This is a genomic window from Streptomyces sp. NPDC057697 (assembly GCF_042799335.1).
GTDB lineage: Bacteria > Actinomycetota > Actinomycetes > Streptomycetales > Streptomycetaceae > Streptomyces.
The window spans coordinates 292,694-317,099 of record NZ_JBHVJA010000010.1; the positions used below are offsets into that span (position 1 = coordinate 292,694).

A 24,406-nucleotide genomic window follows, 5' to 3' on the forward strand; every position below is an offset into this window, starting at 1 on the left:
GGCCGGGGCGAGAACCGCACCGTCCTGCACGGTTCACCTTCCGTTCACTCTCTCCCGTAGGCCGCTTCACCTGTTCTGCCTAACTTCGGCAGTACACGGTGCACGGCGAAACGCCGGAGCACCCATCACATCGCACGCCGTCGTAGAACGAAAAAGACCTCGGCGGCTCCTGGAAGGAACACCCGAAAAGTGAAGCTTCAGCGCAAGAACCGGCTTCGTGCCACCGCGCTCGGTGCCCTCGCCGTCTCCGGCGCCCTGGTCCTCACGGCGTGCGGTTCGGACGACAACAGCGGCGGCTCCACCGGCGGCAACGGCGGGAAGACGACCGCCGCGTCGAACATCAAGTGCGACGACGCCAAGGGTCAGCTGCCCGCCTCCGGCTCCAGCGCGCAGAAGAACGCCATGGACCTCTGGGCCAAGAACTACATGGCCGGCTGCAAGGGCGTCGAGATCAACTACAAGTCGTCCTCCTCCGGTGAGGGCATCGTCGCCTTCAACCAGGGCACGGTCGGCTTCGCCGGTTCCGACTCGGCGCTGAAGCCCGAAGAGGTCGCCGACTCGAAGAAGATCTGCACGGGCGGCCAGGGCATCAACCTCCCGATGGTCGGCGGCCCGATCGCGATCGGCTTCCACCTGGAGGGTGTCGACAGCCTCACGCTGGACGCCCCCACGCTCGCCAAGATCTTCGACACCAAGATCAAGAAGTGGAACGACCCGGCGATCGCCAAGCTCAACACGGGCGCGAAGCTCCCGGACAAGGCGATCCAGCCCTTCCACCGCTCCGAGGACTCCGGCACCACGCAGAACCTCGGCAAGTACCTCGGCGCGGCCGCCCCGAGCGACTGGAAGTACGAGGCCGAGAAGAAGTGGCCGGCCCCCAACGGCCAGGCCGCGTCCGGCTCCTCCGGCGTCGCCGCCCAGGTGAAGCAGGTCGACGGCTCGATCGGCTACTTCGAGCTCAGCTACGCCACCTCCCAGTCGATCTCCACCGTCGACATCAACACCGGCGGCGCCGCCCCGGTCAAGGCCACCTCCGAGAACGCCTCCAAGGCCATCGCCGCCGCCAAGATCAAGGGCACCGGCAAGGACCTGGCGCTGGAGCTGGACTACACCACCAAGGCCGAGGGTGCCTACCCGATCGTCCTGGTGACCTACGAGGTCGTCTGCGACAAGGGCAACAAGGCCGAGACCCTTCCCACGGTCAAGTCCTTCCTGAACTACACCGCCGGTGACGAGGGCCAGAAGCTCCTCACCGAGGCCGGCTACGCGCCGATCCCGGCCGAGATCAACGCCAAGGTCCGCGAGACCATCGCGTCCCTCTCGTAACCAGGCCGCGCAAGCGCCACCAGTAACACCCCCAGCAACATCAGCAACATCTGGCAGACCGGTCCGGTGCACCCCTCCGGACCGGTCCGCCACCCCCCATCCGGTGCACCGCCGCCAGGGGAGCCAGACCGCTCCCCCACACAGACCGGAAAGACCATGGCTTCCACCACACCGATAGAAACGCCGCCGGCCGCGCCGGTGGCGCGCCGACGCGCCGGGACCTCCTCCGGCCGCATGGGCGACAAGGTCTTCCTGGGCCTCTCCAGGGGCTCGGGCATTCTGCTGCTCGTGATCATGGCCTCGATCGCCGTGTTCCTGACGTACCGCGCCTCCCTCGCCGTCTCCAAGGACGAGGGCAACTTCTTCACCACCTTCGACTGGAACCCGGCGGGCGACCCGCCGGTCTTCGGCATCGCGGTCCTCCTCTTCGGCACCGTCGTCAGCTCGATCATCGCGATGGCCATCGCCGTCCCGGTCGCTGTCGGCATCGCGCTCTTCATCTCGCACTACGCGCCGCGCAAGCTGGCCGCACCCCTCGCCTACGTCGTCGACCTGCTCGCCGCAGTGCCGAGCATCGTGTACGGCATCTGGGGCGCCCTCGTCCTCGTCCCGTACCTCGAAGGCCCGAACCTCTGGCTCGACCAGTTCTTCGGCTGGACGTACATCTTCGAGAAGACCGAGGTCGGCGTCGCCCGCTCGCTCTTCACCGTCGGCATCCTGCTCGCGATCATGATCCTGCCGATCGTGACCAGCGTCAGCCGCGAGGTCTTCCTCCAGGTCCCGAGGATGAACGAGGAAGCCGCCCTCGCCCTGGGCGCCACCCGCTGGGAAGTCATCCGCCTCTCGGTGCTCCCCTTCGGCCGCTCCGGCGTGATCTCCGCCTCGATGCTGGGCCTGGGACGCGCGCTCGGCGAGACGATGGCCGTCGCCACGGTCCTGTCGCCGAGCTTCATCATCTCCGGCCACCTGCTCAACGCGGGCGGCGGCACCTTCGCCCAGAACATCGCCGCGAAGTTCGACGAGGCCAACGAGTACGGGCGGGACGCCCTGATCGCCTCGGGCCTCGTGCTCTTCGTCCTCACCCTGCTGGTCAACGGCGCGGCCCGGCTGATCATCGCCCGCCGCAAGGAATACTCGGGGGCCAACGCATGAGCCAGGCAGCCAACACCGGCATACAGGAGCGCCCCGTCGCGACGGCGGCCGCGCCTTCGAGCAGCCTGAGCAGCCGGGCACTGCCCCGCTGGGCCCCCGTCGCCTTCGCGGTCCTCGCGCTCGCCCTGGGCGTGGGCACCGGCATGGCCGCGGGCTGGCAGAGCCGCACCCAGTGGGGGCTGTTCTCCGCCCTCCTCTTCCTCGTCATCTCGTACGTCACGACCTCGGTCGTCGAGAACCGGCGCCAGGCCAAGGACCGGCTCGCCACCAGCGTCGTCTGGGTCTGCTTCCTGCTGGCCGTGGTGCCGCTCGCCTCCCTGCTGTGGACGACGGTCAGCCATGGCGCGGAGCGCCTGGACGGGTACTTCCTGACCCACTCGATGGCCGGTGTGCTCGGCTCCGAGCCGACCGGCGGGGTCTACCACGCACTGATCGGCACGCTGGAGCAGGTCGGCATCGCCACCCTGATCTCCGCCCCGATCGGCATGCTGACCGCCGTCTACCTGGTGGAGTACGGCAAGGGCGCCCTGGCCAGGGCCGTGACCTTCTTCGTCGACGTCATGACGGGCATCCCGTCCATCGTCGCCGGTCTCTTCATCCTGTCGATCATGCTGATGACCAAGACCCAGCCGTCCGGTCTGATGGGCTCGCTGGCGCTCACGATCCTGATGATCCCGGTCGTGGTCCGCTCCACCGAGGAGATGCTCAAGCTCGTCCCGAACGAGCTCCGCGAGGCATCGCTCGCCCTCGGCGTCCCGAAGTGGCGCACCATCCTGAAGGTGGTCCTGCCGACCGCGATCGGCGGCATCACCACCGGTGTGATGCTCGCGATCGCCCGTATCGCCGGTGAGACCGCGCCGATCATGCTGCTGGTCTTCGGCAGCCAGCTGATCAACACCAACCCCTTCGAGGGCGCACAGTCCTCGCTCCCCTTCTACATCTGGGAGCAGTACAAGGTCGGCACCGACCAGTCGTACGACCGTGCCTGGGCCGCCGCTCTGGTCCTGATCGCCTTCGTCATGATCCTCAACCTGGTGGCCCGCGGCATCGCCCGCTGGAAGGCCCCGAAGACCGGCCGCTGACCGCGGCACGAAAGAAGCAGTGATTCAGATGGCCAAGCGCATCGACGTCAGCGGCCTGTCCGCCTACTACGGCTCCCACCTCGCCATCGAGGACATCTCGATGACCGTGGAGCCCCGCTCCGTGACCGCCTTCATCGGCCCGTCCGGCTGCGGCAAGTCCACCTTCCTGCGCACCCTGAACCGCATGCACGAGGTCACCCCCGGTGGCCGCGTCGAGGGCAAGGTGCTGCTGGACGACGAGAACCTGTACGGGGCCAACGTCGACCCGGTCACCGTGCGCCGCACGGTCGGCATGGTCTTCCAGCGCCCGAACCCGTTCCCGACCATGTCGATCTTCGACAACGTCGCCGCGGGCCTCAAGCTGAACGGCTCGTACAAGAAGAGCCGGCTGCCCGAGATCGTCGAGAAGTCGCTGCGCGGCGCCAACCTCTGGAACGAGGTCAAGGACCGGCTGAACAAGCCCGGCTCCGGTCTCTCCGGCGGTCAGCAGCAGCGGCTGTGCATCGCCCGTGCGATCGCGGTCGAGCCGGACGTCCTGCTGATGGACGAGCCGTGCTCCGCCCTGGACCCGATCTCCACCCTCGCCATCGAGGACCTGATCGGCGAGCTGAAGGAGCGCTTCACGATCGTCATCGTGACGCACAACATGCAGCAGGCGGCCCGGGTCTCCGACCGCACGGCGTTCTTCAACCTCGCGGCGGTCGGCAAGCCCGGCAAGCTCATCGAGATCGACGAGACGGAACGCATCTTCTCCAACCCGTCGGTCCAGGCCACCGAGGACTACATCTCGGGCCGCTTCGGATGATCCGGACCGCCCGGCAGCGGGGCTGAGACACGCCACCCGGCGCGCCCGCCCCGTCCCACGACGGCCTTGAGGTGCTGCATGGCGGTGCCACCGCAAGGCGAAGGGGCCGCCCCCGCTCCCCGTGAAGGGAGTGGGGGCGGCCCCGTTTCCGTACCGCCGCGCGCACGGCGGGCGGTCAGCCGAAGAGCAGGACCACGACCCCGTAGCTCGCGGCGGCGACCAGCGCCGCGGCCGGCATCGTGATGAACCAGCCCAGGATGATGTTCTTGGCGACGCCCCAGCGGACGGCGTTCACCCGCTTCGTGGCGCCCACACCCATGATGGCGGAGGTGATCACATGCGTCGTGGAGATCGGCGCGTGGAACAGGAACGCCGAGCCGAACATGATCGAGGCACCGGTCGTCTCCGCGGCGAACCCCTGCGGCGGGTCCAGCTCGATGATCTTCCGGCCGAGCGTCCGCATGATGCGCCAGCCGCCCGCGTACGTACCCAGCGAGAGCATCAGCGCGCAGACCAGCTTCACCCAGACCGGGATCGGGTCGCTCGGGCTCTCGACATCGGCGATGACCAGCGCCATCACCACGATGCCCATGGTCTTCTGCGCGTCCTGAAGACCATGGCCGAGCGCCATGCCCGCGGCGGACACCGTCTGGGCGATCCGGAAGCCGCGCTTGGCCTTGTGCGGGTTGGCCTTCCGGAACATCCACATGATCGCGACCATCACCAGATAGCCGACGACCAGGCCGATGACCGGCGAGACGAACATCGGGATGACGACCTTGTCGAGCACCCCGTCCCAGTGCACCATCGTCCCGCCCGCGAGCGCCGCTCCGACCATGCCGCCGAACAGGGCGTGCGAGGAGGAGGACGGCAGCCCGAAGTACCAGGTGACGAGGTTCCAGATGATCGCGCCGACGAGCGCGGCGAAGAGGATTCCCATCCCCTTGTGCCCCTCGGGCGTCGCGATCAGGCCCTCGCTGACGGTCTTGGCGACACCGCTGCCCAGGAACGCCCCGGCGAGGTTCATCACCGCGGCCATCGCCAGCGCCGCGCGCGGGGTGAGCGCGCGGGTGGAGACGGACGTGGCGATGGCGTTCGCCGAGTCGTGGAAACCGTTCGTATACGTGAAGCCGAGCGCGACCCCGATGGTCACGATCAGCGCAAAGGTGTCCACGTGGTTCAGGACTCCTTGACCGCGATGGTCTCCACCGTGTTGGCGACGTGCTCGAACGCGTCGGCCGCCTCTTCCAGCACGTCCACGATCTGCTTGAGCTTCAGCACCTCTATGGCGTCGTACTTGCCGTTGAAGAGGTGAGCGAGCAGTTTGCGGTGGATCTGGTCGGCCTGGTTCTCCAGGCGGTTGACCTCGATCCAGTACTCGGTGAGATTGTCCATCGTCCGCAGACCGGGCATCGCCTCGGCGGTCAGTTCGGCCGCCCGGGCCAGCACCTCGATCTGCTGGGCAATGCCGTTGGGGAGTTCCTCGACCTGATACAGCACGACCAGGTCGACGGCCTCCTCCATGAAGTCCATGATGTCGTCGAGCGACGACGCGAGGTTGTAAATGTCCTCGCGGTCGAACGGCGTAATGAAAGAGGAGTTCAGCTGGTGGAAGATCGCGTGGGTGGCATCGTCCCCCGCGTGCTCCGCTGCCCGCATGCGCTCCGCGATCTCGACTCGGGAGGCAGAGTCCGCCCCGAGCAGTTCCATCAGGAGTTTCGAGCCCGTGACGATGTTGTCCGCGGACGCGGAGAACATGTCGTAGAAGCTCGTCTCCCTGGGGGTCAGACGAAAGCGCACGTGGGGTCCTCGGGGTGCTTTGGATTCGGTCAGGCTGATGCTAGGCGCATCATCCGGCCACGGCTAACCGGCGTTCTTCAGTGTCGCGCATGAGGCACTGTGATCAGCACGGGCCCCCGGTCACGTTTCAGCTGAATTCGTTAGGATATACCCACCAGGGGTATATAAACGGCAGGGTAAAGGGAAAACGGGAGGCAGGAATGACCACCACCGAGACCGCCGGGACCACCGCGGAGACGGAATCCACCGTCACCGATCACGACCGCGGCATACACGGTTATCACCACCAGAAGGCCGAGCACCTCAAGCGGCTGCGCCGGATCGAGGGCCAGATCCGCGGCCTCCAGCGCATGGTCGACGAGGACGTCTACTGCATCGACATACTGACCCAGGTCTCGGCATCCACGAAGGCGCTCCAGTCCTTCGCCCTCCAGCTCCTGGAGGAGCACCTGCGGCACTGCGTCGCGGACGCGGCGGTCAAGGGCGGCGAGGAGATCGACGCCAAGGTCGAGGAAGCGACGAAGGCGATCGCCCGGCTGCTCCGCACCTGATGGCGGGGGTCGTCGGGCGCGGGGCCGCGCTCACCCCCGGTGGTCGCCCTGCCGGGGGACGGTGGTCCGCTCGGTGATCACGCGGACGTCGAGCACCTCGTCGATGCGGTCCGCGCTGAGCCGTTCCCCGATCGCGGCCGACGCGGCGATCATCAGCTCACCGCAGAGCTCGATCTCGGCGAGGGCCACATGGTCGGATACGGTCCGCACGCTGAGCGTCACCACGTCACTCACCTCTCACTGCCGTCGCCGGCTTCCTAGCGTAGGGAGCGGACCACGCGCCGCGCATGGCACGGACGGACCATTTCGTCACGGCCGGCATGCCTATCCCACCGCCCGCATCCGCACCCGTCCACCCCTGGCTACCGCTGCCGGATCCGCCCCGTGTAGATGTCCCGCCCCTCCGGCAGCCGTACGGACACCGGCACCCCGAACCCGAACAGCAAGGTGGTCGACACCACCTCCACCGGCGGCCCCTCGTTGGCGAAGCTGAACCGGTGGCGCACCTTGCGCAGCCGCCCCTGGTCGTCGAGGTACGCCTCGAACGGCACCGTGTCCGTGCGGAACCCTTTCGCCGCCGCGGCCAGCGCCCCGCGCGAGCCGGGACCGGCCGTGCGCGCGGCGGCCCCGATCTCCGCCGTCCCCCGGTAGTGCCGCACCGGGACCCCGGCGAGCACGGTCCTGCCCACGTACGTCACCCGGCGCGCCCCGCGCAGCAGTTCCGCGGCGGCCATCGGATCGGTCACCCCGCCGGTGACGAGATTGCCGTCCGCGAGGGCCGTCGTGTCGACCCTGACCCATTTGTCCGCGGGCACCCCGGCGCCCCGGTTCCTCATGTAGAGCGCACCGGGGGCCAGCAGCTCGGTGATGGGGCGGTGCTCGTCCTCACCGGCGGCGTCCTGGGGCAGCACGACCGTGAGCCGGCCCCTGCCGCTGCGGAAGTCGTACGAGCCCCGGCCCCTGATGGTCACCCGCGTACCGCCCGCCGCGGTCTCCATCGCCGTGCGCACCTCGGCGGTCCCGGCGGTGGCCCCGGACGCGGGGCCGACCCCGGCCACGGCCGTCGTCCCGGTCCCGCTCGTCGTCCCCGCGAGCACCGCGGCCGCGCGGTGGACCGTGTCGAGGGCGTCGGCCGCGTCCTGCCCGTCGGCCACGGCGCTGCCGCCACCGCCGCCGGAGCACCCGGAGGCCGTCGCCATCACGCCGACCACGGCGAGGGCGCAGACGGCGCGCGCCCCGCCTCCGGACCTGTGCTGCCGCACCACCATCGCCTGCCAACCCCCAACGCCGTAACGCCTGCCGAGAGGCCCATCCGTTCCGCATAACGACGCCCCGTGTCCCCCGTCACGCCGCCCCCGTCCGCCACACCGCCGGGTGGCCGTGCCCAGTACCGTGGTCGGGTGCATGACCGACCCACCGACGAGGTCCCGCCGACCGCCCCCGACCCCACGTCCCCCGGGCACGAACCCACGACCGTGGAACGCGGCTCCTTCTGCACCGCACGCTGCGGCTGCGGCTGGTCCGGACCGGCCCGACGCTCCAGGGACCGGGCCCGCACGGACGCCGCGGAGCACCGCGCGGCAGCCCCCTGACGCCTCCCCGGTCCATCCGGCCCGGCTTCCCCCGGCCTCCGCCCCCCACCGTCCGGCCCGTCAGCGCCAAGACTCGGAGATCCGATGAACCAGCCACGCCCGCCGGCCCGGCGCACCCTGCTCACCGCGGGCGCCGCGGTGGCACTCACCGGCGCCACCACCTCCGCCTGCACCGGCACGCCCGCCTCCGACGGCGCCTCCGGCGCATCGGGCGGCGCGGACAACACGGGCAGCGCGCCCGCCTCGCCCGCCTCATCGGCCCCGCCGAAGCCCTCCTCCGCCGGGGCGGCGGACTGGTCCGCACTCGCCGGAAGCCTCGACGGCAACCTCATACGTCCCCAGGACGCCACCTACCCGACCGCCCGTCAGCTCTACAACACCCGCTTCGACGACCTGAAGCCCGCGGCCGTCGCCTACGTACGGCACGAGGCGGACATCCGCGAGTGCCTCTCCTTCGCCCGTCGCACGGGCACCCCGGTCTCCATCCGCAGCGGCGGCCACTCCTACGCGGGCTGGTCCAGCGGGAACGGACGCCTCGTCCTCGACGTCTCCTCGCTGTCCCGGGTCGGCCGGGACGGCACGATCGGCGCGGGCGCCAGACTCGTCGACGTCTACCAGGGCCTCGCCCGCAGCGGTCTGACGATCCCCGGCGGCTCCTGCCCCACCGTCGGCATCTCCGGCCTCACCCTCGGCGGCGGCCATGGCGTCGCCTCCCGCGCATACGGCCTGACCTGCGACAGCCTGACCGCGGCGACCATCGTCACGGCCGACGGCACGACCCTCTCCGTGGACGCCGGGCACCATCCGGACCTCTTCTGGGCGCTGCGCGGCGCGGGCAACGGCAATTTCGGCGTGGTCACCGAGCTGACGTTCCGCACCCGCCAGGCCCCGCAGACGGTCACCGCGTACATGTCCTGGCCGTGGTCGCGCGCCCGGTCCGTCGTCTCGGCCTGGCAGGAGTGGGGCCCGTCCCAGCCCGACGAGATCTGGTCCTCCGCGCACCTCGACGCCGGTCCCGGGGGCGTCGACCCGACCGTCTCGGTGGCCGCGTTCAGCCTGGGCACCTACGGCGACCTGCAGAACGCCGTCGACCGCCTCGCCGACCGGATCGGCGCCCCGGCCTCCTCCGTCTCGCTGCGCCGCCGCAGCTACCAGGAGTCGATGCTCGTGTACGCGGGCTGTTCGGGCATCACCGACGCGCAGTGCCATCTGCCGGGGACGACGCCCGGCCGCACCACCCGGGGCACGCTCCGGCGCGAGACGTACGCCGCCGCTTCGGACTTCTACGACCGCTCCCTGTCCCCGGCCGGTGTCCAGGCCCTGCTCGACCGGACCGAGGCGTTCACCCGGATCCCGGTGGCGCGGGGCGGCGGCTCCGGCTCCGTGGCGCTCACCGCGCTCGGCGGGGCGATCAACCGGGTCTCCCCGCAGGCGACGGCCTTCGTCCACCGGGGCTCGCGGATGCTGGCGCAGTACATCGCTTCCTGGAGCCCCGGCACGGCGGGCGACGCCTCGCGGGACTGGCTGAAAAACACTCACGCGGCGATGCGTCGGCACGCGTCCGGCGCGGCCTACCAGAACTACACCGACCCGGCGCTGACGGACTGGCGCCGGGCCTACTACGGCTCGGCGGCCGAGCGCCTCACCACGCTGAAGAAGCAGTACGACCCCGGCCGCCTCTTCGCCTTTCCGCAGGGGCTCTGACGGGCCGTCGCGTCCGGTGGGCGGCCGGGCGGCTACGCGGCGAGGTCCTTCTCGCCGTCCCCGCCGCCCGTGCCCGGCCGCGGCTCGGGAATGCCGAACGCCCCGGCCCGGCCACCGGCCGCGGGCACCGGCTCCGGCCTGCGCGAGCGTACGAGCCGCCCGAACCGCTCCGAACGCGAGACGGCCGCCGCCAGCGGCGTCAGCAGCATCATCGCCAGCGGGGCGAGCAGCAGGGCGACCGCCGTGCCGAGCGCGAATCCGCCGATGACGTCGGTCGGGTAGTGGACGCCCATGTAGATCCGGCAGAAGCCCTCCAGGAGGGCGAGCGCGATCGCGGCGACGCCGAACTTCCGGTTGGCCACGAAGATCCCCACGGCCAGTGCCATCGCCATCGTGGCGTGGTCGCTCACGAAGGAGAAGTCGTTCTTCCCCGTCACCAGGACGTCCAGGCCCTGGTGGTCCCGGAACGGGCGGGGCCGGTGCACGAATCCGCGGATCGGGATGTTGATCAGGAGCGCGATCCCGGCGGCGAGCGGGGCCCAGACGATTCCGGCGACCGCCGTCACCGAGTCGTCGGCCGTGCCGCGGCGGCGTACGCTCCACCAGCACCACAGGACCACCAGGACCATGCCGAGCATGATTCCGTACTCGCCGACGAACTCCATGACCCGGTCGAACCAGGTGGGAGCGGACTTCGCGAGTCCGTTGATGTCGTAGAGCAGGCTGACGTCGGGGTTCGACCCATCCAGTGCGAGTCCAGCCATCTGCTGCGGCCCCTTGCCTTGTCTGCTGCCGCGGGCACGCCCATGTGCACCGCTTTGACGAACCCCCGTGTCGGTTCGATCACTGCGCCGATCCGTACCGCGCCGATCCGTACCGCGTGGATCGGTGCCGTGCGGCTGTCCTGCCCGCGAGGGCCTTTCGGACAGCCGCCGCATGCTCGATGTGCCGTGGTTCCGGTCCACTCAGGGAACGACGTCTCCCGTGCCCGCGTTCCACTCTCCACCGAATGATCACCATGACGTTATCGAAGAGAGACTCGTCGTCGCAGCTCAGGGCCCAGGCTTCACGGAGAGTTCCGGCCACCGCCGCCATCGCGTCATGCCGCCGGCGGGGCCGTCGGAAGGGCGGCGGCCCCGTCCTTGGTCACGCGCGTGGCGCCGAAGTAGTCGGGCGCGTCGATCTTGTCGAACCGGATCACGGCCCCGGTGTACGGAGCGTTGATCATGTACCCGCCGCCGACGTAGATCCCCACGTGGTGGATGGCGCGTGAGTTGCCCAGGTCGTTCGAGAAGAACACCAGGTCGCCCGGGAGCAGCTCGTCCCGGGAGGGGTGCGGTCCGGCGTTGTACTGGTCGTTCGCCACCCGGGGCAGCTCGATGTCCACGGTCCGGTACGCGGCCTGGGTCAGGCCCGAGCAGTCGAACCGCCCGTTCTGCTCGGGGGTGCCGTTCCCGCCCCAGAGGTAGGGCGTGCCGAGCTTCTTCTGGGCGAAGTAGATCGCCCCGGCGGCCTGCTCCGAGGGCGCGACGCGGCCGACGGGCCTGGCGAAGCTCTTCTCCAGGGAACGGATGATGGTGACGTAGTTCCGCGTCTCCGAGATGGCCGGCACCCCACCGGACCGGATCACCCGGTACGCGCCGGCGTTGTACGCGGCCAGCATGTTGTCCGTCTGGTCCCCGGGCACCTTCTTCACGTACCCGGCCAGTTCGCAGTCGTACGAGGCGGCGGAGGGGATCGCGTCGGCCGGGTCCCATACGTCCCGGTCGCCGTCGTTGTCCCCGTCGATCCCATGGGTGGCCCAGGTGCCCGGGATGAACTGGGCGATGCCCTGCGCGGCGGCGGGGCTCTGGGCCCGGGGGTTCCACCCGCTCTCCTGGTACAGCTGGGCGGCCAGCAGGGCGGGGTTGATGGCGGGGCAGAGGTTGCCCCACTTCTGCACCAGCGACTGGTACTTCGCGGGCACGGCCCCCTTGGCCAGCGCCACGGCACCACGGCCGGAGCCGGCCAGCCCGGCGGCGGCGGAGTACGTACCGACGACGAGCAGCGCCACGAAGCACATGGCCATGCCGACACCGATGCCACCGATCACCCAGAATTTCCGCACCCCTCAACCATCCCCCATCGGGGACGTGTTCATGGGCGGTTTCGAGGGTGTGTACGAGTAATCAGGGTCACCGGGGGTCATCGGCCGTCCACCGCGGCGCACGGAACCACCGGACCGGCGCACCGGACGCGCCGCCCGGCGCACCCGGCGCACCGGCCGGACCGACCGGCCGGTGCGCCGCGGTGCCGCCGAATGGCCGTCAGGGGGCCCCTGCGGACCAGTACTCGGAGCGGACGTTGGGGCTGGGGAGCGGATAGACGCCCTTGTACGCCGGACCGTTGGGCCTGGACACGGAGTCGGCGACCTTCGACTCCTTCGCACAGGGGGTGTCCGCCTCGAAGAAGGCCTGCCCCTTGGCCCGGACGCTCACGCTGATGCCGAAGCCGTCCTTCGTCACCGCGTAGACCGCCGGGAACTCCGTGTCGTTGTTCTTCGCCTTGATGCGGTAGTCGCTCGCGCGCCAGAACTTCTCGACCTGGTCCAGGAAGCCCTGCCGGCGGTCCGCCGACACGATGGTCATGACGGCGCGTCTGCGCGTCACGTCGCAGCTGCCCTTGGTCGTGGGGCCGTGGGCCCACTGGACCTCGGGGTTGATCTCCTTCAGTACCGCGTCGAGCATGCCGTCGGCCCGGTCGGCGGCCTCCTGCATGTCCATGTTGCTCCCCTTGGTGTCCGTGCCGCCCGTCCCGCTCCCGGCTGCCGGGGTGCTGGTGTCCGCACCCGGCTGGGCCTTCTCGCTGCCGCAGGCGGACAACGTGAAGCCGACAGCCAGAGCGACCGCGACGATCTGGAATCTGCGCCTCATCGCTGTTCCTCCATCTTGAGCCGGTCGGAGTGTCCCGACACGATAAGGGCGATGCTGTCGGCGGACACGGCGTCCCGCACCGGGTTGAAGTAGTTCGAGTGCGAATCGAAGCTCATCGGCTTGCCCGGGTCCACCGGGAACCGCCTGGCCCCGAAGGCCTTGCTCGCCGGGTCCTTGCCGAACCAGAGGTCGTCGTCGCCCGGGTCGGCCAGGTCGCCCGCGATGTACGCGCCGGCCGGACCGCCCAGGATCATCCCGATGCCCCCCACGACGACCTGCGTCTTGGACGGGAGCTTGGTCACCGGGTCGTTGGCGGCGGCGCCGACGAAGACGTGCCCGGCACCGACGCCGAGGTCCACGGCGCGGTCCACGCCCACTCCGGGGCTGCCGACCAGGATGATGTCGTCCACGCCCGGGATTCCGCCGAGGCGCTTGGCCGCGGCGCCGACGGTGCGCGAGCCGTAGGAGTGGCCGATGGCCGTGATGTGCGGGTCCTTGTTCTGGTTGGTGGCCGAGATGCCGCCCATGAAGTCGTAGTAGGCGGCGCCGCCCTTCTCCGCCCGGCCGGTGCCCGCGACCGCCAGGCTCGACAGCCCGTCCGGCGTCTGCGGCGCGTCGTACCCGAGCCAGACGATCGACGCGCTGGAGGGGTCGTAGCCCTGGGCCCCGATGGCCGTGTCACGGGCGCGCTTGAGGTCGTTCTTGGCGAATTCCTCGTCGAGCGAGGTGTTCAGCCCCGGCACGTAGGCCGACACGTTCTTCGAGGTGTCCGGGTTGCCGTAGGAGACGATCGCCCGCCCGTTGCCCTCGTCGCTGATGCCGATGAGGTACATGGGGGGCTGGCTGCCCTCCTTCAGCTGCCGGTCGATCTCGCGCAGCCCGGCCAGCTTCTCCCGCGAGTCCTTGTCGTTCTGGCCCTCCAGCTTCGAGATCAGATCCGGCAGGTTCCGGCGGTTGGCCTTGTCCCGGTCCGCCACCGGAATGCCGTCCAGGCTGCCGATCTGGTCCGGGGAGAGCTCCAGGTACCGGTCCCGCTGCTCCTGGGTCAGCCCGTCCCACCACGCCTTGCGCCCGGCCGGGCTGGAGCCGCGCGGGATGCGGTCGTTGAGGTACTGCCGTTCACCGTCGCGTACCGCCGACTCGACGCGGCCGCCGGAGCCGGGCAGCCCGGTGAGCGCGCTGCCGCCTCCGCCGGACCCCTTGGTCACGTCCCAGGCGGCGGCCACGTACTTGCCCTTGTTCCACTTGTCGCCCGCCTTGTTGGCGGCCTGGGCGTACTGGTCGGCGACGCCCCTGGCGGTGTCGACCGGGTGCGCGATCGTGTCGATGGCGCCGGTGACGTCGCCGAGCAGACCGTCGTCACCCACGATGCCGGTGAAGAAGTTGCCGTCCGGGCGCGGGGCGGAACCCGTGGTCGGGGATTGTCTACCCGCGTCGACTCCAGTAGAAGAACCGCCGGTGCCATCCGAACCACCGGCGCCGTCGGAACCACCTGCGCCACCGCCGCCACCGGCACCACCCGAGGCTTCAGACCCTCCGACACCGCCAGCACCGCCAGCACCGCCAGCACCGCCAGCGCCACCAGTACCGCCGGAACCACCGGCACCACCGGCGCCGCCGGTCGCGTCCGATCCGTCGGCTCCCGTCCCACCGGTCACGGTGGCACCTTCCGAACCGGCGCCGGAGCTGGCACCGCCGCTCTCCTGGCCGTTCCCGGTCCCGTTCCCCTTGCCGTGGCCGTTGCTGCCGCCCGCGATGGCACCGGGCGGCGGGCAGGCGCTTCCGGTCAGCTGGCAGATGGCGTTCCGGAGCTGGCCGGACACCTGCCCGCCGATCCCCGTGGCCACGAGGCCCCCGATGAGGGCGACGACCACGAGGATCATGCCCAGGTACTCCATCGCGGTCTGACCGTTGTCCCGGCGCCACTTGACCATCCGCCGGACGACGCTGAACGGCCGGTGCTCGACGCGCTGCTCGGGAGCGAGCCGGAACCAGGCCCGCGCACTGGGCCGGCACAGCAGGACGAGGACGAGGACGGGCAGCACCAGCTGCGTCACGCCCCGCCCGTTCTCCGCGTCGTTCAGCGTCGCCAGCGCGCCGAGGGTGAGCCAGGCGTGTACCGCCAGGAGCCCGCGCCGGATCCAGACGCCGCCGGTCCGCAGGTAGAGCGACAGCACGAACCCGGCGATCCCGGGGAGCGCCGCGTACAGCACCATGCCCATCAGCCGGCCGTCCAGCGCGTCGACGGACGAGGCCACGACCAGCACGTCGAAGGTGCCGACGACCGTGAGGACGAAGAGCAGCCGGACGAGAATCAGCACCGCCTGCAAGGACCGTGACAAGGGTTGTCTGCCCGGAGGGACCGCGGCGGTGCTCAGAGCGGCACCACCCGGTACCGCTAGTTCTCGTATGCCCGACACGGCGAGTCTCCCCAGCTTTGTGAGTGGGTTGCAGCGACAGTTCCCCCCGGTATCCGTATGCGACCACAACCACGCGGGGCCCGGCATGGGCCCCAGGGCCCAATGCCGGACTCAATGTCCGCGCGTCACAGGCCAGTTCGGGCCAGTCGCCCGCACGCCCCTCCCGGCCCCGGGAGACACCGCGCCGAGCCCGGCGGACGCGCCGCGGCGGACCCGCGCACCGGGGGCGGGACCTGCTCCGGGGCCGGTCCCGTGAACGTCAGCGGGACATCAGTGAGGCGTCAGCGGAACGTGAGCGATCCACAGGATGCTGATGTTGTCAAGAGGTCAGAGAGAGCGGTTCGCCGCAGGATCCGGGCCTTGTTCTCACCCTCGTCCTGGGAGTTCTCATGCGTACGATCCGCACCCGCAAGCACACCGCCGCCCTCGGCGCCGTCACCGCGATCCTCGCTCTGGCCCTCACCGCCTGCGGTGACAACGACACCGGCACGAAGTCCGCCGGCAGCGTGGACAACACCGCGTCGGCCGCCTCGTCGGACGCCACCCAGTCCTCCGACTCCAAGAAGAACACGGACACGGGCACGGACACCGGCACCTCGAAGTCCGGCAGCACCGCGCAGAACGCCGGCGCCACGAAGACGGGCACCTCGAACGGGAGCTCGTCCAAGGGCGGCAGCACCGCGAGCGGCAACACCAGCGACAGCTACGCCTACAAGCACCCCTGCAAGAGCAGCGACCTCTCGGTGCGCGTGTACCCCCGCGAGGGGTCGGCCACCCAGCAGGTGATCGAGGTCAACAACACCGGCGCGAACTCCTGCGGCCTCAGCTACTTCCCGCGGGTCAGCCTGGGCGCCGCGAAGGCGTCGGACCACAGCGGCGACATCACTCCGGCGGTTCCGGGCGGCCTGGGCGGCGCCCCGGCCTACCCGGTCAAGCCGAAGACCGCCGCCATCGCGGTGATCGACCTCAACCCGAGCGGTGGCAACGGTCTGACCTGGATCGACGAGATGAACGTGCTCGCCGACGGCGACCACATGCCCAACGCGGACACCCAGAACTTCGCGCTCGGCCCGGACGTCAAGGTGCGCGACCCGAAGCTCGGCCTGTACGAGGCCTCGATCGCCGACGCGGTGAACTCCATGAAGTCGGCGGGCAAGTCCTGACCCGCTGAAACCGGTCGTACGGCGAACTCCGAGGGGCGCCGCCCCTCCCCTCCGCCGTACGCCCCGCACCCCACGCCGAGGGCCCGGATCCATGTGATCCGGGCCCTCGGCGCACGTGCCCCGGCCGTCTGAGCGCCGCGCGGGGCGTACGCATGCGGCGCCCGCAGGGCGTACGCGTGGCGTGAAAGAGCCGGAGCGCCCCTTCCCCGGATGCGCGAGATCGAGCCAGTTCACCGGAGTGCCCGAAAACGCGCCCCCGGCACCGGCCCTGTCGTCCCACCCCCTCTTCCGGACGGCACCGCGCCCTGGCGGACGGCCTGAGGACAGCCCGAAAACGACCAGAATCCGGACCGGGACCGCTGTCCGGGATGGGTACCGTTCGACCGATGTCGATGTCACCGGCACGGGGGCGAGGTGGGGGCACTGAGCGGGATCGTGGTCTATCTGCCGCGGGACGCGGTCTGTCCGCCGCGGGGTACGCGAAGAATCGGTGACGGCGACGGGGTGCCGTACGACAGTTCGGTCACATTGCGGCTCGGCCCGGGAGAAGTGGCGCGTTTCGGACGCGGCTCGGCGACGACCCCGGTCGAACTGCGCCTCGACGACGAGGCCATCTCCCGGCTGGCCGGCGAGATCCGGGTGACCGACGACCACTGGCAGCTCAGCAACCACAGCGCGACCCAGAGCTATCTGGTGGAGAACCCCGAGGGCGCGGGAGAGTATCTGCGGGTCCCGCCCCGGCGGGCCGGCGCCCCCATCCCGTTCGAGTTCTCCCGGGTCGTGCTGCCCACCCGCCGCGACACCACCGTCTCCTTCCAGGTCTTCGCCCCCGACCACGTCTATCTGGACCCCGACGGCATGGCGGGCCAGTGGGGCAGCCGCACCGTCACGGCGTACTCGCTGGACGAGACGGCCCTCTACTTCCTGGTCCTGGTCGCGCTCTGCGAACCACGGCTGCGCGACGAGTCGCCGGTCGCCGTACCGACCACCCCGCAGATCGTCGAACGGCTCAAGTGGCACCCGGCCTGCGGCGGGCTGACGGCGCGGGCGGTCAGCTCGCACATCGACTACCTCGCCGAGGAGAAGATGCGGATCAGCACTCCGGCCGAGCACGGATCCGGTGGGGCGCGCCGCAACGGGAAGCGGGAGGCCCTCGTCGGGATCGCGCTGCGCTTCGGCCTCGTACGGGAGGAACACCTGGCTCTGCTGCCGCCCCGGACGACGGTGCGCATCCGGGAACGGGAGACGAGCAGTTGAGACCCGGGCCCCCGGAGCGCGGCGGGCCCACCGGAGGGGGAGACGGTGCGTGGCAGGAGCGACACCTCAGGAAGTGACCGTACGGAACTGCTCCCGCGCGGCTACCGGGTCGGCGGCTGGGAGGTCATCGAGCCGATCGCGTCCGGTGGCTGGGCAACGGTCTACGCGGGCCGCCCGGCCGAGGACCCGACGGCGGAGAACCATTCGCGCACCAGCCCGGCCGAAGGCCCGACGACGGACCGTCCACGCAACAGCCCGGCCAAGGACCCGGCGGCGGACCATCCACGCAACAGCCCGGCCAAGGACCCGGCGGCGGACCATCCGCACACCAGCCCGGCCGAAGGCCCGGCGGAGGTCGCGCTCAAGTTCCTGCCGACCGCCGGGCTCGCACCGCGTCAGGCCCGCAAGGTCGCCGAGACCGCCCGGCGCGAGGTCGAACTGGCCCGCCGGGCCGGACATCCGCGGCTGATCCGTCTGCTGGACTCCGTCGTGGTCAGCGATCCGGACCGGGCGTTCCTGGACGGCGCGATCGTGCTGGTGATGGAGCGGGCGGCGCGCAGCCTGCGGGACCTGTTCGACGCCGGAGCCGCGCCTGCGGACATGCCCCGGCTGTTCGCCGGGATCTGCGAGGGCCTGGCCCATCTGCACGGCAGCGGCTGGGTGCACGGCGACCTCAAGCCGGAGAACATCCTGCTGATGGCCGACGGTGCGCCGAAGCTCTCGGACTTCGGGCTCGCCACCGAACTGACCGGCGCCGACGGCACCCACGGGTACGCGCCGCCGATGGGCACCCTGGACTACCTCCCGCCCGAGCGCTGGCAGGCCCCACTCGGCGAGCGCGGCGTGGAGGTCCGGCCCAGCGCCGACGTCTGGGCCCTGGGCATCGTGATCCACGAGGCGTTCGCGTCCGGCGCCTCGCCGTTCCCCGGTGCGACCCCGGTGTCGCGCGGCGCGGCGGTACAGGAGTACGCCGAGGGGCGCGCGCCGCTGCGGCTGGACAGCGCGGTGCCGCCGTTCTGGCGTGCCCTGGCCGCCGACTGCCTGGCCCCGAGCCACGCCGACCGTGCCGCGCACAGCGCCGAGAGCCTGCTGGCGCGCATCACCGCGCGGCAGCCGCCGCCCCGCCCGGTGCGCCGACGGTGGGTGGCCCGGGTCCTCCTGCCGGCCGTCGTGGTGTGCGCGGTGGCCGCCACGGTCTGGTCGCACATCGGCGGGGCGTCCGGGGCGAAGGACGAACCACCGGGCAGGCTCCGGGTGTTCAACGCCGACGACGACTGCCGGGACCGTACGGACCGCACCCCGCAGTGCAGTCTCGGCCTGGCGATCGACCCCCTCCTGCCGTACACCATCGACAACGTCGTACCGACGCGGGTGTGGCACGGCGACGTCCTCGCCGTCTACTGCCGTCTCCCCAAGGGCGTGCCCATCATCGACGAGTCGGACGCCAGCTCCACCCAGTGGTACCGGGTGCGGCTGCCGGCCGGCTCCTCCCGCGCCTCGGCCTGGCTGCCCGCCGTGCGTACGGCGGACCACCCCCGGGTTCCCGACTGCCCGCGCCCCGAACCCGTCCGATGAGTGTGGGCGTTCGCGCCGCGGGCTGTCACTCCGGATCGTTCCGGATGTCCGGCCGGGCGGCCCGGCGGCTAGCTTGCGGACCCTCAGCCACCGCAAGGAAGAGGGAACAGCCCATGCGCGGCACGCGCTCGCTCCTGCTCGGCGGGGTCTTCGTCCTCGCCTCCCTGGCCGCGCCGCCCGGCGCCCTGGCCGCCGAGAACGGCGCCGCGTCCGCAGCGCGGGCCGCCGATGCCACCCAGAGCTTCCGCAACCAGGCCACGGGCCGTTGCATGGACGACACCGACGCCGGCTTCCGCACCTGGAGCTGCAACGGAAGCAGTCCGCAGCTGTGGGACGTGAAGGTCTGGGGCGACGGAACGCGCCAGTTGCGCAACGTCAACACGAACCGCTGCGTCGAGGACAGCGACAACGGGTTCCGTACCGTCGGTACGTGCGGCTCCGGCCCGGAGCAGAGCTGGTGGGTCAAGGTCTGGGACGACGGCACGGTCCGCTTCCAGAACCAGGCGACCCTGCGGTGCATCGACGACAGCTCCCTGGGCTTCCGCACCTGGCCCTGCAACGACACCCCGTACCAGAGCTGGTTCTGACATGGCCGCCACCACGAACGCCGCCGTCGCCCCGGCTCCCCCGAGGAGCGGCCTGGCACGCGGCCCGGCCGGACGGCGACGCGCGATGTGGGGAGCGGCGGCCTTGCTGGCCGTCGTGGCCGTGACCGGCTCCGGCGACCCGGCCTTCGCCCGGGACCCGGGCGATGTGCCGGGCCCGCTCGGCAACTCCGCCCCGGCCACCCTGCTCTGCGACATTCCGGCGGACCGGGACATCGCCGTGACCCGCAAGGTCTACGAGGTCGGGCAGCGCCGGGGCGTGTCCGACAAGGTGATGCTCGCCGGCTTCGAGACGGGCTGGGTCGAGTCCCGTATGAACAACCTGGCGTGCGGGGACCGGGATTCGCTCGGTGTCTTCCAGCAGCGGCCCTCGATGGGCTGGTGCGAACCCGCCCAGTGCCTCGATGTCGACTTCGCGGCGAACAAGTTCTTCGAGGTGGCCCAGCAGATGGAGCCCGACTGGGACACCGCGGGCGAGCTGGCCCAGGCCGTCCAGCGCTCCGCGTACCCGGAGCGCTACCCCCAGGCGGAGGGCTACGCCCGGGAGCTGATGGCCGAGGCGTTCCAGCCGTACGGCACGATCGGCACGAAGTACGCCGCCCTGGGCGGCCCCGGCGGCCCGCTCGGCCCGCCGCTCCGCGCCGAGGAGAACTCCTCGCTCGGCGGGCGCTTCCAGCTCTTCCGGAACGGGATCATCCTCTGGCACCCGGACGAGGCCCACGCGATCTACGGCGACATCCTCACCAAGTTCTGGGACACCGACGCCGAACGCCACTGGGGCTTCCCCACCACCGAGGAAGCCGACGCCGCGACCGCACCCGACGGAACCCGAGGCCGCTACCAGTACTTCGAACACGGCCTCTTCCTCTGGTCCCCCCGAACCGGAACCCACACCATCCACGGCGCCATCTACGACGCCTTCCACACCGCCGGACACGAAACCGCACTCGGCTACCCCCTCACCGACGAAACCGACGAAACCGGCGGCGGCAAAGCCCAGAAATTCCAGAACGCCACCATCCACTGGAACCCCGACCGCGGCACCTGGATCACCGACAACTGACCGGACGACCGACCGGGAGACAGCCATGAGACCGCTGATCCTTCTGCGCCTCCGGCACATGATCGGAGCGCTGGCCCTGGCCCTGACGGCCCTGGCCATCACATTCACCACGGCACCGGCGGCGAGCGCCTCGGAGCCGGGCGGCCCGATCGGGCGCGGCGAGGCGATGGACCGCGCGTGGTCGTGGATCGCCGAGCGGGTGCCGTACAGCCAGAGCGGCTGCCACGAGAACCGGTTCGGCTGCTACCGGCCGGACTGCTCGGGCTATGTGTCGATGGCCTGGAACCTCGGTACGTCCCTGACGACCTGGGGCCTGTGGGACGTCACCTTCGACATCCCCGCGGGCGACCTCCAGCCCGGCGACGCCCTGCTGCGCGACTCGGGCGGCACGGACCACGTGGCGCTCTTCCTCCGCTGGGCGGATCCGGCCCACACCCGGCCGGTGGTGCGCGAGGAGTACGACTTCGGGCACGTCGCCGAGGAGCGGGTGTGGGGCGACGGGCTCAGGGGCTTCGCGCCCCGCCGGTACAACAACCTGGACGACCTGATCCCGTACGGCACCATCGCCGCGAAGTACGACAGCACGGGCGGACCGGGCGGACCGCTGGGCCGGCCGATCACGGGTGAACGCGACTCCTCGCTCGGCGGGCGCTTCCAGCAGTTCCAGAACGGGATCATCCTCTGGCACCCGGACGAGGCCCACGCGATCTACGGCGACATCCTCACCAAGTTCTGGGACACCGACGCCGAACGCCACTGGGGCTTCCCCACCACCGAGGAAGCCGACGCCGCGACCGCACCCGACGGAACCCGAGGCCGCTACCAGTACTTCGAACACGGCCTCTTCCTCTGGTCCCCCCGAACCGGAACCCACACCATCCACGGCGCCATCTACGACGCCTTCCACACCGCCGGACACGAAACCGCACTCGGCTACCCCCTCACCGACGAAACCGACGAAACCGACGGCGGCAAAGCCCAGAAATTCCAGAACGCCACCATCCACTGGAACCCCGACCGCGGCACCTGGATCACCGACGACTAGTGCCTCCGTCGAAACTCCCGTCCGCCCCCTTCCTCACCAACGACCACCAGGAGAACGCGTTGAGCGAGCACCACCACCCCACCCGCAGGAACGTCCTGAAGACCGCGGGCGGCCTCTCCGCCGCCCTGGCGCTCGGCGCCGGGGGCGTTCTCGCCTCGGCCACGGCGGCGAGCGCGGCCGGTGACGGCTTCGGGCTGCGCATCGTGGACCGCAACGAGAGCGACCCCCGCATGTGGTACTACCGGTTCCAGACCGACGCGATCGGCTGGAACCCCGGTGTCAACGTGCTGCTCCCCGACGGCTACCACACCAGCGGCCGCACCTACCCGGTCCTCTACGTCTTCCACGGCGGGGGCACGGACCAGGACTTCATCACCTTCGACCGCCTGGGCATCCGCGCCTGGACCGCGGGCAAGCCGGTGATCGTCGTGATGCCCGACGGCGGTCACGCGGGCTGGTACTCCAACCCGGTCAGCTCCAACACCGGCGCCCGGAACTGGGAGACCTTCCACATCGCCCAGCTGGTGCCGTGGATCGACGCGAACTTCCGCACCTTCGCCGAGTACGACGGCCGCGCGGTCGCCGGGTTCTCGATGGGGGGCTTCGGCGCGCTGAAGTACGCGGCGAAGTACTACGGGCACTTCGCCTCGGTGAGCGCCCACTCCGGCCCGGCCAGCCTGCGCCGCGACTTCGGACTGGTCGCGCACTGGGCCAACGCCTCCTCCGCGGCCCTGGACCTGGGCGGCGGCACGGTCTACGGGGCGCCGCTGTGGGACGAGGCCCGGGTCAGCGCCGACAACCCCGTCGAACGCATCGAGAGCTACCGGAACAAGCGGGTCTACCTGGTCGCCGGCACGAGCCCCGACCCGGTCAACTGGTTCGACACCGTCAACGAGACACAGGTGCTCGCGGGCCAGCGCGAGTTCCGGGACCTGCTCGGCAAGGCGGGCATCCCGCACGAGTGGCACGAGGTGCCCGGCGGGCACTTCGTGCGCCCCGACCTCTTCCAGCGCGACCTCGACGGAATCATCGCCCGGCTCCGCAAGGCGTGACCCGGGGCCGCTCCCGTCCCTCGCCGCCCCGCCCGCTCTCCCCGACCCACGGAGGAACCGCCCATGTCCACCCCTTCACGGCCGGAGCGCCCGGCCGCCACCCGCCGGTCGGCGCTCAAGGCGGGCATGGGCTTCGCCCTGGGCGCCGGGCTGCTGGGCGCCGCCCCCGGCGTGGCCACCGCCCGCGACCGGTCCGCCCCGGGGCGCCCGGCCGCCCGGCTGCTCCAGAGCGGCGCCCCGCTGTGCGAGCAGCCCGGCGACTCGGCGAGCGCGCAGGGGCTCGGCTCCGGTGACCTCGCGATCCCGTACCACCGGGAACACGACAACACCTGGGGCTATGTGTTCGGCGACGCGTTCGGCGGCATCGCCCAGGCCGATCCCTATCTGGGGTCGCCGGTGATCCTGAACCAGGCGGGCTTCGACGCCTCCGGCGCCACCCCGATCTCGTTCACCTGGGCGCTGCCCACCGGGGGCGCGGCCCGCCAGTGCTTCGACTACGCGCACCGGGCGGACAACGGGCACGGCTTCGAGATCTCCCGCATCCCCAACGACTGCATCGAGTTCGGCGGCCGCACGTACATCCAGTACACCTCGGTGGCCCTGTGGGAGAACATCCCGGCCGGGTACGACGGTTCACTGATGTCGGGGGTCGCGTACTCGGACGACTACGGGGTGACCTGGCAGGACTACCCGTACCACTGGGCGGGCGACACCCAGGGCACGAACCAGTCCATGTACGGGATGTGGTCGTTCGCGGGCATCGATCCCGACGGCTGGCTGTACATCTTCTCCAAGCGCTGGAACGGCACCCACTCCAACACCGCCGACGGCGGCGCGATCCAGCTGTTCCGCATCCAGCCGGACGAGTTCCGCGCCGGGAACTTCGGGGCGCAGGAGAACTGGGCCTATCTGGACGGCCGTTGGCAGTGGACGCGGGCGGCGGCGCCGTCGGTCATGCTCTCCGGGAACAGGATCGGGGAGTTCTCCGTCAAGCGGATCGGCAGCACGTACTGCATGAGCTACTTCGACGTGGACGACTACGCGATCTGCACCCGCACCGCGTCCCGCCCGGATGCCGTCTGGACCGCTCCCAAGCCCCAGATCGTCGGCGACGGGCTGCCGCCGCACCACTGGGGCAGGCCCCAGCTCCCGTTCCTGTACGGCGGATACATCCACCCCGGCAGCGCGAGCGCCACCTCCCTGACCCTGATCGCCTCGCAGTGGCAGTCGGTCAACCAGGGCAGGACGCCGTACCGCGTCCTCCAGTACGACGGCATCCAGCCCTGATGTCCGCCGCCGGCC

The 24,406-nt window shown here is 70.8% G+C and carries 23 protein-coding genes; 15 read left to right on the top strand and 8 right to left on the bottom strand.

Going from position 1 to position 24,406, the window contains the following annotated elements; all coding sequences use genetic code 11:
* The first annotated feature begins 189 nt into the window (after window positions 1-189).
* From pstS to pstB, 4 genes are all read left to right on the top strand, one after another.
* Complete coding sequence (gene pstS / locus ACFVFH_RS25385) at window positions 190-1,326, top strand: phosphate ABC transporter substrate-binding protein PstS (RefSeq protein WP_383772622.1); 1,137 nt, start codon at window positions 190-192, stop codon at window positions 1,324-1,326.
* A gap of 156 nt (window positions 1,327-1,482) precedes the next feature.
* The gene (gene pstC / locus ACFVFH_RS25390; RefSeq protein WP_383772624.1) at window positions 1,483-2,478 is read left to right on the top strand and encodes a phosphate ABC transporter permease subunit PstC; all 996 of its coding nucleotides are present in this window, start codon (window positions 1,483-1,485) and stop codon (window positions 2,476-2,478) included.
* The gene (gene pstA / locus ACFVFH_RS25395) at window positions 2,475-3,560 is read left to right on the top strand and encodes a phosphate ABC transporter permease PstA (protein WP_383772626.1); all 1,086 of its coding nucleotides are present in this window, start codon (window positions 2,475-2,477) and stop codon (window positions 3,558-3,560) included. The genes pstC and pstA overlap by 4 nt, the downstream gene beginning before the upstream one ends.
* Before the next feature lie 28 nt (window positions 3,561-3,588).
* Complete coding sequence (gene pstB / locus ACFVFH_RS25400; protein WP_344507432.1) at window positions 3,589-4,365, top strand: phosphate ABC transporter ATP-binding protein PstB; 777 nt, start codon at window positions 3,589-3,591, stop codon at window positions 4,363-4,365.
* 175 nt (window positions 4,366-4,540) lie between these two features.
* Here the strand turns inward: pstB and ACFVFH_RS25405 are convergent, their stop codons facing one another.
* Together ACFVFH_RS25405 and ACFVFH_RS25410 are read right to left on the bottom strand one after the other, a co-directional pair.
* The gene (locus ACFVFH_RS25405; RefSeq protein WP_383772628.1) at window positions 4,541-5,539 is read right to left on the bottom strand and encodes an anion permease; all 999 of its coding nucleotides are present in this window, start codon (window positions 5,537-5,539) and stop codon (window positions 4,541-4,543) included.
* A 5-nt stretch (window positions 5,540-5,544) separates the two neighbouring features.
* Window positions 5,545-6,165: a DUF47 domain-containing protein gene (locus ACFVFH_RS25410; protein ID WP_072488031.1), complete on the bottom strand. Its 621-nt coding sequence runs from the start codon at window positions 6,163-6,165 to the stop codon at window positions 5,545-5,547.
* Window positions 6,166-6,365: 200 nt separating this feature from the next.
* Here ACFVFH_RS25410 and ACFVFH_RS25415 point away from each other — a divergent pair, with 200 nt between their 5' ends.
* Entirely contained in the window at window positions 6,366-6,716 is a 351-nt protein-coding gene (locus ACFVFH_RS25415) for a metal-sensitive transcriptional regulator (RefSeq protein ID WP_329814405.1), read from the top strand.
* Between the two features lie 30 nt (window positions 6,717-6,746).
* Here the strand turns inward: ACFVFH_RS25415 and ACFVFH_RS25420 are convergent, their stop codons facing one another.
* Complete coding sequence (locus ACFVFH_RS25420) at window positions 6,747-6,941, bottom strand: hypothetical protein (RefSeq protein WP_383772630.1); 195 nt, start codon at window positions 6,939-6,941, stop codon at window positions 6,747-6,749.
* 137 nt (window positions 6,942-7,078) lie between these two features.
* Window positions 7,079-7,984, bottom strand: a complete 906-nt coding sequence (locus tag ACFVFH_RS25425; protein WP_383772632.1) for a hypothetical protein — start codon at window positions 7,982-7,984, stop codon at window positions 7,079-7,081.
* A gap of 132 nt (window positions 7,985-8,116) precedes the next feature.
* On the opposite strand from ACFVFH_RS25425, the gene ACFVFH_RS25430 reads away from it, so the two are divergent.
* Complete coding sequence (locus tag ACFVFH_RS25430; protein ID WP_383772634.1) at window positions 8,117-8,308, top strand: hypothetical protein; 192 nt, start codon at window positions 8,117-8,119, stop codon at window positions 8,306-8,308.
* Window positions 8,309-8,392: 84 nt separating this feature from the next.
* Window positions 8,393-10,012: an FAD-binding oxidoreductase gene (locus tag ACFVFH_RS25435; RefSeq protein WP_383772636.1), complete on the top strand. Its 1,620-nt coding sequence runs from the start codon at window positions 8,393-8,395 to the stop codon at window positions 10,010-10,012.
* A 32-nt stretch (window positions 10,013-10,044) separates the two neighbouring features.
* Here the strand turns inward: ACFVFH_RS25435 and ACFVFH_RS25440 are convergent, their stop codons facing one another.
* The 4 genes from ACFVFH_RS25440 to ACFVFH_RS25455 all read right to left on the bottom strand — a co-directional run bounded on the left by ACFVFH_RS25440 (window position 10,045) and on the right by ACFVFH_RS25455 (window position 15,245).
* A complete protein-coding gene (locus ACFVFH_RS25440) occupies window positions 10,045-10,776 on the bottom strand; it encodes a phosphatase PAP2 family protein (protein ID WP_383772638.1) in 732 nt (243 codons plus the stop codon).
* A gap of 335 nt (window positions 10,777-11,111) precedes the next feature.
* Window positions 11,112-12,074, bottom strand: a complete 963-nt coding sequence (locus tag ACFVFH_RS25445) for an NlpC/P60 family protein (RefSeq protein ID WP_383772729.1) — start codon at window positions 12,072-12,074, stop codon at window positions 11,112-11,114.
* A 244-nt stretch (window positions 12,075-12,318) separates the two neighbouring features.
* The gene (locus tag ACFVFH_RS25450; RefSeq protein WP_383772640.1) at window positions 12,319-12,924 is read right to left on the bottom strand and encodes a hypothetical protein; all 606 of its coding nucleotides are present in this window, start codon (window positions 12,922-12,924) and stop codon (window positions 12,319-12,321) included.
* Window positions 12,921-15,245: an alpha/beta hydrolase gene (locus tag ACFVFH_RS25455; protein WP_383772642.1), complete on the bottom strand. Its 2,325-nt coding sequence runs from the start codon at window positions 15,243-15,245 to the stop codon at window positions 12,921-12,923. Before ACFVFH_RS25455 ends, ACFVFH_RS25450 begins: the two co-directional genes overlap by 4 nt.
* 488 nt (window positions 15,246-15,733) lie before the next feature.
* Here ACFVFH_RS25455 and ACFVFH_RS25460 point away from each other — a divergent pair, with 488 nt between their 5' ends.
* The 8 genes from ACFVFH_RS25460 (at window position 15,734) to ACFVFH_RS25495 (ending at window position 24,391) form a co-directional block, all read left to right on the top strand.
* The gene (locus ACFVFH_RS25460) at window positions 15,734-16,507 is read left to right on the top strand and encodes a DUF4232 domain-containing protein (RefSeq protein WP_383772644.1); all 774 of its coding nucleotides are present in this window, start codon (window positions 15,734-15,736) and stop codon (window positions 16,505-16,507) included.
* 423 nt (window positions 16,508-16,930) lie between these two features.
* Entirely contained in the window at window positions 16,931-17,764 is an 834-nt protein-coding gene (locus tag ACFVFH_RS25465; protein ID WP_383772731.1) for a serine/threonine protein kinase, read from the top strand.
* Between the two features lie 45 nt (window positions 17,765-17,809).
* Complete coding sequence (locus ACFVFH_RS25470; protein ID WP_383772646.1) at window positions 17,810-19,339, top strand: protein kinase; 1,530 nt, start codon at window positions 17,810-17,812, stop codon at window positions 19,337-19,339.
* Between the two features lie 113 nt (window positions 19,340-19,452).
* Window positions 19,453-19,926, top strand: a complete 474-nt coding sequence (locus ACFVFH_RS25475; RefSeq protein WP_383772648.1) for an RICIN domain-containing protein — start codon at window positions 19,453-19,455, stop codon at window positions 19,924-19,926.
* A 1-nt stretch (window position 19,927) separates the two neighbouring features.
* On the top strand, window positions 19,928-21,007 hold the full coding sequence (locus ACFVFH_RS25480) for an LGFP repeat-containing protein (RefSeq protein WP_383772650.1): 1,080 nt from the start codon (window positions 19,928-19,930) through the stop codon (window positions 21,005-21,007).
* A gap of 58 nt (window positions 21,008-21,065) precedes the next feature.
* Window positions 21,066-22,052: a hypothetical protein gene (locus ACFVFH_RS25485; protein ID WP_383772733.1), complete on the top strand. Its 987-nt coding sequence runs from the start codon at window positions 21,066-21,068 to the stop codon at window positions 22,050-22,052.
* A gap of 59 nt (window positions 22,053-22,111) precedes the next feature.
* Window positions 22,112-23,104 carry an alpha/beta hydrolase gene (locus ACFVFH_RS25490; protein ID WP_383772735.1) on the top strand — a complete coding sequence of 331 codons (993 nt, stop codon included), beginning with the start codon at window positions 22,112-22,114 and terminating at the stop codon, window positions 23,102-23,104.
* A 63-nt stretch (window positions 23,105-23,167) separates the two neighbouring features.
* A complete protein-coding gene (locus ACFVFH_RS25495) occupies window positions 23,168-24,391 on the top strand; it encodes a DUF4185 domain-containing protein (protein ID WP_383772652.1) in 1,224 nt (407 codons plus the stop codon).
* Window positions 24,392-24,406 lie beyond the last annotated feature (15 nt).

Coding starts and splice junctions, on each gene's coding strand:
- pstC (WP_383772624.1), top strand. CDS start 1,483: ATGGCTTCCACCACACCGATAGAAACGCCGCCGGCCGCGCCGGTGGCG.
- pstA (WP_383772626.1), top strand. CDS start 2,475: ATGAGCCAGGCAGCCAACACCGGCATACAGGAGCGCCCCGTCGCGACG.
- pstB (WP_344507432.1), top strand. CDS start 3,589: ATGGCCAAGCGCATCGACGTCAGCGGCCTGTCCGCCTACTACGGCTCC.
- ACFVFH_RS25415 (WP_329814405.1), top strand. CDS start 6,366: ATGACCACCACCGAGACCGCCGGGACCACCGCGGAGACGGAATCCACC.
- ACFVFH_RS25425 (WP_383772632.1), bottom strand. CDS start 7,984: ATGGTGGTGCGGCAGCACAGGTCCGGAGGCGGGGCGCGCGCCGTCTGC.
- ACFVFH_RS25435 (WP_383772636.1), top strand. CDS start 8,393: ATGAACCAGCCACGCCCGCCGGCCCGGCGCACCCTGCTCACCGCGGGC.
- ACFVFH_RS25440 (WP_383772638.1), bottom strand. CDS start 10,776: ATGGCTGGACTCGCACTGGATGGGTCGAACCCCGACGTCAGCCTGCTC.
- ACFVFH_RS25445 (WP_383772729.1), bottom strand. CDS start 12,074: ATGTGCTTCGTGGCGCTGCTCGTCGTCGGTACGTACTCCGCCGCCGCC.
- ACFVFH_RS25450 (WP_383772640.1), bottom strand. CDS start 12,924: ATGAGGCGCAGATTCCAGATCGTCGCGGTCGCTCTGGCTGTCGGCTTC.
- ACFVFH_RS25460 (WP_383772644.1), top strand. CDS start 15,734: ATGCGTACGATCCGCACCCGCAAGCACACCGCCGCCCTCGGCGCCGTC.
- ACFVFH_RS25475 (WP_383772648.1), top strand. CDS start 19,453: ATGCGCGGCACGCGCTCGCTCCTGCTCGGCGGGGTCTTCGTCCTCGCC.
- ACFVFH_RS25480 (WP_383772650.1), top strand. CDS start 19,928: ATGGCCGCCACCACGAACGCCGCCGTCGCCCCGGCTCCCCCGAGGAGC.
- ACFVFH_RS25485 (WP_383772733.1), top strand. CDS start 21,066: ATGATCGGAGCGCTGGCCCTGGCCCTGACGGCCCTGGCCATCACATTC.
- ACFVFH_RS25495 (WP_383772652.1), top strand. CDS start 23,168: ATGTCCACCCCTTCACGGCCGGAGCGCCCGGCCGCCACCCGCCGGTCG.